General features: G+C 39.0%; 3 protein-coding genes and 1 pseudogene. 3 read left to right on the top strand and 1 reads right to left on the bottom strand.

The features are described from left to right. Nucleotides 1-58: 58 nt before the first annotated feature. Nucleotides 59-1,405 (bottom strand): ACT domain-containing protein, encoded by a 1,347-nt coding sequence (locus AB5935_RS19385; protein WP_007835465.1) that lies wholly within the window; start codon nucleotides 1,403-1,405, stop codon nucleotides 59-61. 360 nt (nucleotides 1,406-1,765) lie between these two features. On the opposite strand from AB5935_RS19385, the gene AB5935_RS19380 reads away from it, so the two are divergent. The 3 genes and pseudogenes from AB5935_RS19380 to AB5935_RS19370 form a co-directional block, all read left to right on the top strand. Beyond that, a complete protein-coding gene (locus tag AB5935_RS19380) occupies nucleotides 1,766-4,018 on the top strand; it encodes a bifunctional alpha,alpha-trehalose-phosphate synthase (UDP-forming)/trehalose-phosphatase (RefSeq protein WP_007851617.1) in 2,253 nt (750 codons plus the stop codon). A 19-nt stretch (nucleotides 4,019-4,037) separates the two neighbouring features. Next, complete coding sequence (locus AB5935_RS19375; RefSeq protein WP_007835468.1) at nucleotides 4,038-5,825, top strand: glycoside hydrolase family 15 protein; 1,788 nt, start codon at nucleotides 4,038-4,040, stop codon at nucleotides 5,823-5,825. A gap of 119 nt (nucleotides 5,826-5,944) precedes the next feature. After that, nucleotides 5,945-6,280, top strand: a pseudogene (locus AB5935_RS19370) (YbaK/EbsC family protein); the annotation flags it as partial. Between the last annotated feature and the right edge of the window lie 72 nt (nucleotides 6,281-6,352).

Here is a 6,352-nt window from a genome sequence, read left to right as displayed (position 1 = left end):
GAGACAGGGCAACAAATACCTTGTCGGACGAATTGTTGCTTCTGTTTACTCAGGAAGGTCACATAACAAAAGAGTCTTGTAATTGAGTTTGCTTTATTACATCAAATTTCTCTGATGGAATATCTAGAAAGGCTTTGCACAGTGTCACTAATGCCTTTTCTCTATCTTGTTCCCGTACCAGCACTGAAAGATTGTGAGTGCTGCTACCGTATGAAATCATGCATACCGGCATTTCTTTCAGTGTTTCTATAATTCTGGCTTCCAACCCTGTATGCTTTTCCCAATTTAGATCTCCAATAACGCTGACCACAGACATTTCTGTTTCCATTCCTATTTCCGCATACTTATGTAATTCACGATATATCAGGCGTAATGTGTCGTTGCTACATTTCACAGCCAATGAAACACTTACATTAGAGGAAGTCGCTAAATAGACAGGAACCTTATATTTCTCGAACACATCAAATACTTTTCCAATAAATAGATAAGAAGTAAGAATCCCCAACGAACGAAGTTTGACAAAGACCACACCTCTGCGTGAAACAGCAGCTTTTACTTTTGTTCCTGTTTTTTCTGATGATATTCGTAATGTATCTTTCGGTGTTTTTATCAATACAATAGCCATACCGGCGGTGCGCGCCAGCGGAATACATTCCGGATGAAGCAATGCAATGCCGCTATCAATAAAATTCTCGGCTTCACCGTATGTAAGAGTTCGAGTATGTTCCATACCTCGGAAACAAATTTCATCAGAATGTAAGGATGTTATAATTTCATCCGCATGGAATACAGCCCCGATAACAGTGGCATAATACTCATTTCCTATTTGTGGGAAGAAATCCACTTCATCATATACATTTTTACACAAACGGCTTTGGGTAATAAGAATGTGAACATCGGGACAGTCTTTCATCAGTTCTTCTACATTCTTTTTCACATACTTTATATCCGGTTTTCGATCAAGCCCTAGTCGCATGAAATGACATGAGTTCAAGATGAAGTTCTTTTTTGTACATTCTTCTAAATAATGTGACAGAATAAGAGAGGATATCATTGCTCCGTGAGCCATGATCTCATGATCGTCAATGATGTTCAGATTTTCATTACATAAACGGGAAATTTGATCGATGTGTACTTTTATTTCTTTGGCAGCTTCTGCTTTCTGTATTTCGGAGGAAAGAAGATTGTCCAGCCAATTTCTACAATCATTCTCAAAATCCTGCAATTGACTCATAACCTCTTCGATATCGACATGGAATAAAGAAATAGAAACAGCTTGCAGCTTTTGGGCAATGCTGGTAAAAGTGTCGAGCACTATAATAGAACGTTCGTTCATGTTAATTACTTCAGTCCAATGTTTCAGTTCGGTGGCAGATTTAATATTTTCTAAATTATATACTTTCATTTTTTTATTGCATTTTATTCTTTTGGAGTTTCTTTTTCATTTTAACAGGCAAATTTCCATATTGGAAAGCTATGTTTTTACTAGTTTCATCTTTATTAGTTTGTTAATCAGTTATTTCTTATTGTTTGCTCGCTACCTTTTCTATAAGTTGATAGCGTTATACTCCATATAAATCAAAATCGATGCCATTACAAAAATTGCACTTTTATCTTTCAGCTATTTCATTTCCCATTTTAGAAAAAAGGCTTTCATATTGAAAAAGTATAAACTAATCAATAAACATATATCATGTTGATAATAAGATGTTTAAATTAGTGGTATGACTTTTGTCATCTAATTGAAAAAAAGAATTATATAAAAATGAAATTGTATATCATATCAAACAGACTGCCCGTGAAGGCTGTCGCAGAAAAAGATACCTTTGTTTTCTCACGTAGTGAAGGAGGTCTGACAACGGGACTAAATTCCCTACAGGGCAATTACGAGAAACATTGGGTGGGGTGGCCCGGAATCTGTACAGACAAAGAGGAAGAAAAACAGGATATCTGTCACTGGTTGGAGGAAATGAATCTCCATCCCATATTTTTATCCGATGAGCAATATAAGAACTATTATGAGGGATACAGTAACAGTACCCTGTGGCCTTTATGTCACTATTTCTTTGCCTATACATTATATAGAAAAAGTTTCTGGCAATCTTACCAAGAGGTTAACGCTTTGTTTTGTCGGGAAATTATCCGCCTTGTGGAACCGGATGATTGGGTCTGGGTACAAGATTATCAGTTGATGTTACTTCCGGAAATGCTTCGCCAAGAGCTTCCCCAGTTGCATATCGGTTATTTCCATCATATTCCGTTTCCATCTTATGAGTTATTCCGAATTCTACCTGAACGTGCCGAAATACTGAAAGGATTGTTAGGAGCCGATTTTATCGCATTTCATACACATGACTATATGCGTCATTTCATCAGTGCGGCCGAACGGGTACTCCATATAGATTTCAGTTTGGATGAAACCCGGATAGGCAGTCGCATTGTGCGCGTTGATGCACTTCCGATGGGGATAAATTATGACCTTTACCACAATGTGTCACAACAAAAAAATGTTTGGAAGGCTATAGAACGAACCCGTCTCTTGTTTGGCAAACATAAACTTATCCTATCGGTAGACCGTTTGGATTATAGTAAAGGTATTTTGCACCGCCTTTATGGATTTGCCTCTTTTTTGGAACACCATCCCGAATATCATGGCAAGGTAACACTGGCTATGGTCATAGTTCCTTCACGTGATCATGTAGGCAGTTATGCCGAATTGAAAACCCGGATTGACGAGGAAATAGGTTCTATCAACGGACGATATTCTACAATGAACTGGACTCCGGTCTGCTATTTTTATCATGGTTTTTCATTCGAAGAATTGGCTGCTATGTATTTTATAGCTGATATTGCATTAGTAACTCCTTTGCGTGACGGAATGAACTTGGTTGCCAAAGAGTATGTTGCTGTCAAGCAAGACAATCCTGGTGTATTGGTTTTAAGTGAAATGGCTGGTGCCGCTGTGGAACTGACCGACGCCTTGCTGGTTAATCCCAATGATACGGAGCAGATAGAAAATGCCATTTGCCGGGCATTGGAAATGCCGTTTGAAGAACAGAAAGAACGGATGCACCGTATGCAGTCTATTGTATCCGTACAGACTGTCAATAAATGGGCTGCCGATTTTGTAAATGAATGGCAGGAAGTGGCACACAAAAACAAAACCATGCTTTTTAAGAAGATAGGATCACAGAATATGCAGGAAATTCAGCATCAATACTTACATGCTAAAAAGCGTTTGATTTTGTTGGATTATGACGGGACACTGGTCCCTTTTCAGAAAAGGCCGGAAGATGCCTCTCCTACTCCACAATTGCTGGATACATTGCAGAAACTGACCGCCGACCCCTTGAATCATGTGGTAATAAACAGCGGACGTGACCATTTTACTTTAGAGAAGTGGTTGGGTGCACTGCCTCTTTCCTTTGCAGCCGAACATGGGGCCTTTTATAAAGAGAATGGTGTATGGCACAAGAATGTACACGGGCAGGAATGGAGCCCCGGATTGCTTTCTATATTAAAATTATTTGTCAGCAAGACTCCTCGCTCCCATCTTGAAGTCAAAGAAACGGCACTTGCCTGGCATTATCGTGAGGCCGATGCATGGTTGGGCAGATTACGTGCGCAACAGTTGGTCAATTCCTTGATATCTATTTGCTTGAAACAGAATTTGCAAATCATGCAGGGTAATAAGGTAATAGAAATAAAATCTCCCGAATTTACCAAAGGTTCAGAAGTAAACAGGCTTTTGCTTGCCACCCGATATGATTTTATCTTGGCAATAGGAGATGATACTACGGATGATGATATGTTTAAAGCCGTACCTGTTACTGCTGTGACTGTAAAGATTGGTACAGCATCCGAGAGTGCACGTTACAATCTGCCCGTACAGACAGACACCTTGCCGTTTTTACAACGGCTGACAGATGAAGGCATGGTGAAAGCAGCCTTGAAAAGTGGTTTGAAAGGGCAGTTATCATCGGCTATAGATTTTTTTAAACGGATAATAAACCACTAACATTACAAAAAAAATAACCATGGATAATTTGAATTACGGTGTAATCGGTAATTGCTGCACAGCCGCACTGATTTCCGAAAAAGGAAGTATTGAATGGCTATGTTTTCCAAATTTTGATTCACCTTCTATTTTTGCAGCTCTTCTAGATCGTGAAAAAGGCGGGACTTTTGGTTTTGAAGTTTCAGAAGACTATCACACCATCCAATCGTATGTTCCCCATACCAATATTCTTTCCACTACTTTTGTGTCAGAACAAGACGAATTTGCGGTAGTCGACTTTATGCCTTGTTATGAGTTATATGATAATAAGGAATATTATCGTCCAGCTGAGGTCTATCGTTATATCCGCTGGATTAAAGGTCGTCCTCGCATTAAAGTCAATTACCATCCGGCTCCCGATTATGCTCGTGGAAAAGCGTTTTTTAATGTAACTTCCCGGTATATTGAAACCTATTCTTCTTCTAACAACAAGGACAGACAATATCTGTATTCCTCTTTGCCGTTGCAAGGTATTGTAAACCATCAGGAATTTATATTAGAGAAAGATGAATTTTTTCTTCTTTCATACAATGAAAAGGTGATTCCTGTTGATATAGAGCGTGAGAAACTGGAGTATTGCCGCACGTTGGTTTATTGGTTGAACTGGACGGATCGTACAAGAAAGTTCACTATTTACAACGATATAATAGAGCGTAGCTTACTCACCCTGAAGATGATGTCCTTTTATAATGGCGCGGTATTAGCCTCTCTTACTACCAGCCTGCCCGAAGCTGTGGGAGAAGTACGCAATTGGGATTACCGTTTTTGTTGGTTGCGAGATGCCTCCATGTCCATAGAGACCCTTTTCAAAATAGGTCATGCCGATGCAGCCCGCAAATTCATGAAATTCATACAATCTACTTTTGTTGCCGAGCATGACACTTATCAAATAATGTATGGCATTCGTGGGGAAAGGAAATTGACTGAAGTTATACTCGACCATCTTTCAGGATATAAAAACTCCAAACCGGTGCGTATCGGCAATGATGCTTATCATCAAAGGCAGAATGATTCGTTCGGCTATTTGATGGATTTGATTTACCAATATTACCGGTTGATGCCAGGTACATTGGATGAAATAGAAGATATGTGGGAAATGGTGAAAAGCATTATGATGACTGTGGTGGAAGATTGGAGAAAGCCTGATAAAGGAATTTGGGAGATACGGGGTGAAGGACAGCATTTCGTTTCGTCCAAAGTGATGTGTTGGGTTGCTTTGGACAGAGGAGCCCGCATAGCTCGTATTCTGAATAAATATGAGAATAGCCGACGTTGGGAAGAAGAAGCTGATGCAATTAAAGCTGATGTTATGAGAAACGGCTGGAAGGAAGAAATACAAAGTTTTTCACAAGCATACGGCAATCTGGATTTGGATTCTTCTTTACTGTTAATGGAACCTTATGGATTTATAGATGCTGATGATATTCGTTATCATAAAACAGTGAAAGCCGTCAAGAAATCCCTGTTACACAAAGGGTTGATGTACCGTTATAATACTCATGATGATTTTGGCTGTCCTTCTTCGGCCTTTACCATCTGTACTTTCTGGCTGATCCGTGCACTTTATGTCATCGGGGAAAAAGACGAAGCACGCTGTCTGTTCGATGAAATTTTGCAATATTCAAACCATTTGGGTCTGTTCAGTGAAGATATTGATTTCGAAACAAAAGAACAATTGGGTAATTTCCCACAAGCTTATTCTCATCTGGCACTGGTAAATACTGCTGTGTTATTTGCAGAAGAAGATAAAAGGCTAATCTTTAAATAAGGAAAAGCCTTGCCGAAAAACAAAAAACAGAGAAACAGCATTTCCTGTTCTCTGTTTTTTGTTATATTTGTAGATATATCCAAGAATATAGCATGGATAGAGATATAAAGAACATAGTTATGGATAAAGGTTATGTACAGAATACCATTTTTGAATTATTGAGCCGTTTAGGCATCGGTTATGAAAAGCTGGAACATTCTCCTATAATAACGATGAAAGAAGGAAGTGAAATAGCATATAAACTAGGCAGTACTTCATGCAAAAATCTGTTCTTATGCAACAAAAGGCAAGAATATTTTATGTTAATGCTTCCTGCCGATAAGAAGCTATCGGCAAAAAATGTTGCAAGGCAAATCGGCAGCCCACATCTTTCTTTTGCTTCTGCAGAAGACATGGAAAGGTTACTTCATACTTATCCGGGTGCTGTCAGTGTATTAAGCCTTATTTATGATAAACCTCAAATCCGCAACTAAGCCCTTGAACGTCCTTATTGCGTTTACACGTCCTCTCATTACTGAATTTGCAGA

Source organism: Phocaeicola sp. RTP21198st1_B8_RTP21198_201120 (assembly GCF_040929485.1).
GTDB lineage: Bacteria > Bacteroidota > Bacteroidia > Bacteroidales > Bacteroidaceae > Phocaeicola > Phocaeicola dorei.
This window is presented reverse-complemented; position numbering and strand designations above follow the sequence as displayed.

Bases quoted from the DNA above. Each gene is read 5' to 3' on its own strand.
- AB5935_RS19375 (WP_007835468.1), top strand. From the start codon at position 4,038: ATGGATAATTTGAATTACGGTGTAATCGGTAATTGCTGCACAGCCGCA.
- AB5935_RS19385 (WP_007835465.1), bottom strand. From the start codon at position 1,405: ATGAAAGTATATAATTTAGAAAATATTAAATCTGCCACCGAACTGAAA.
- AB5935_RS19380 (WP_007851617.1), top strand. From the start codon at position 1,766: ATGAAATTGTATATCATATCAAACAGACTGCCCGTGAAGGCTGTCGCA.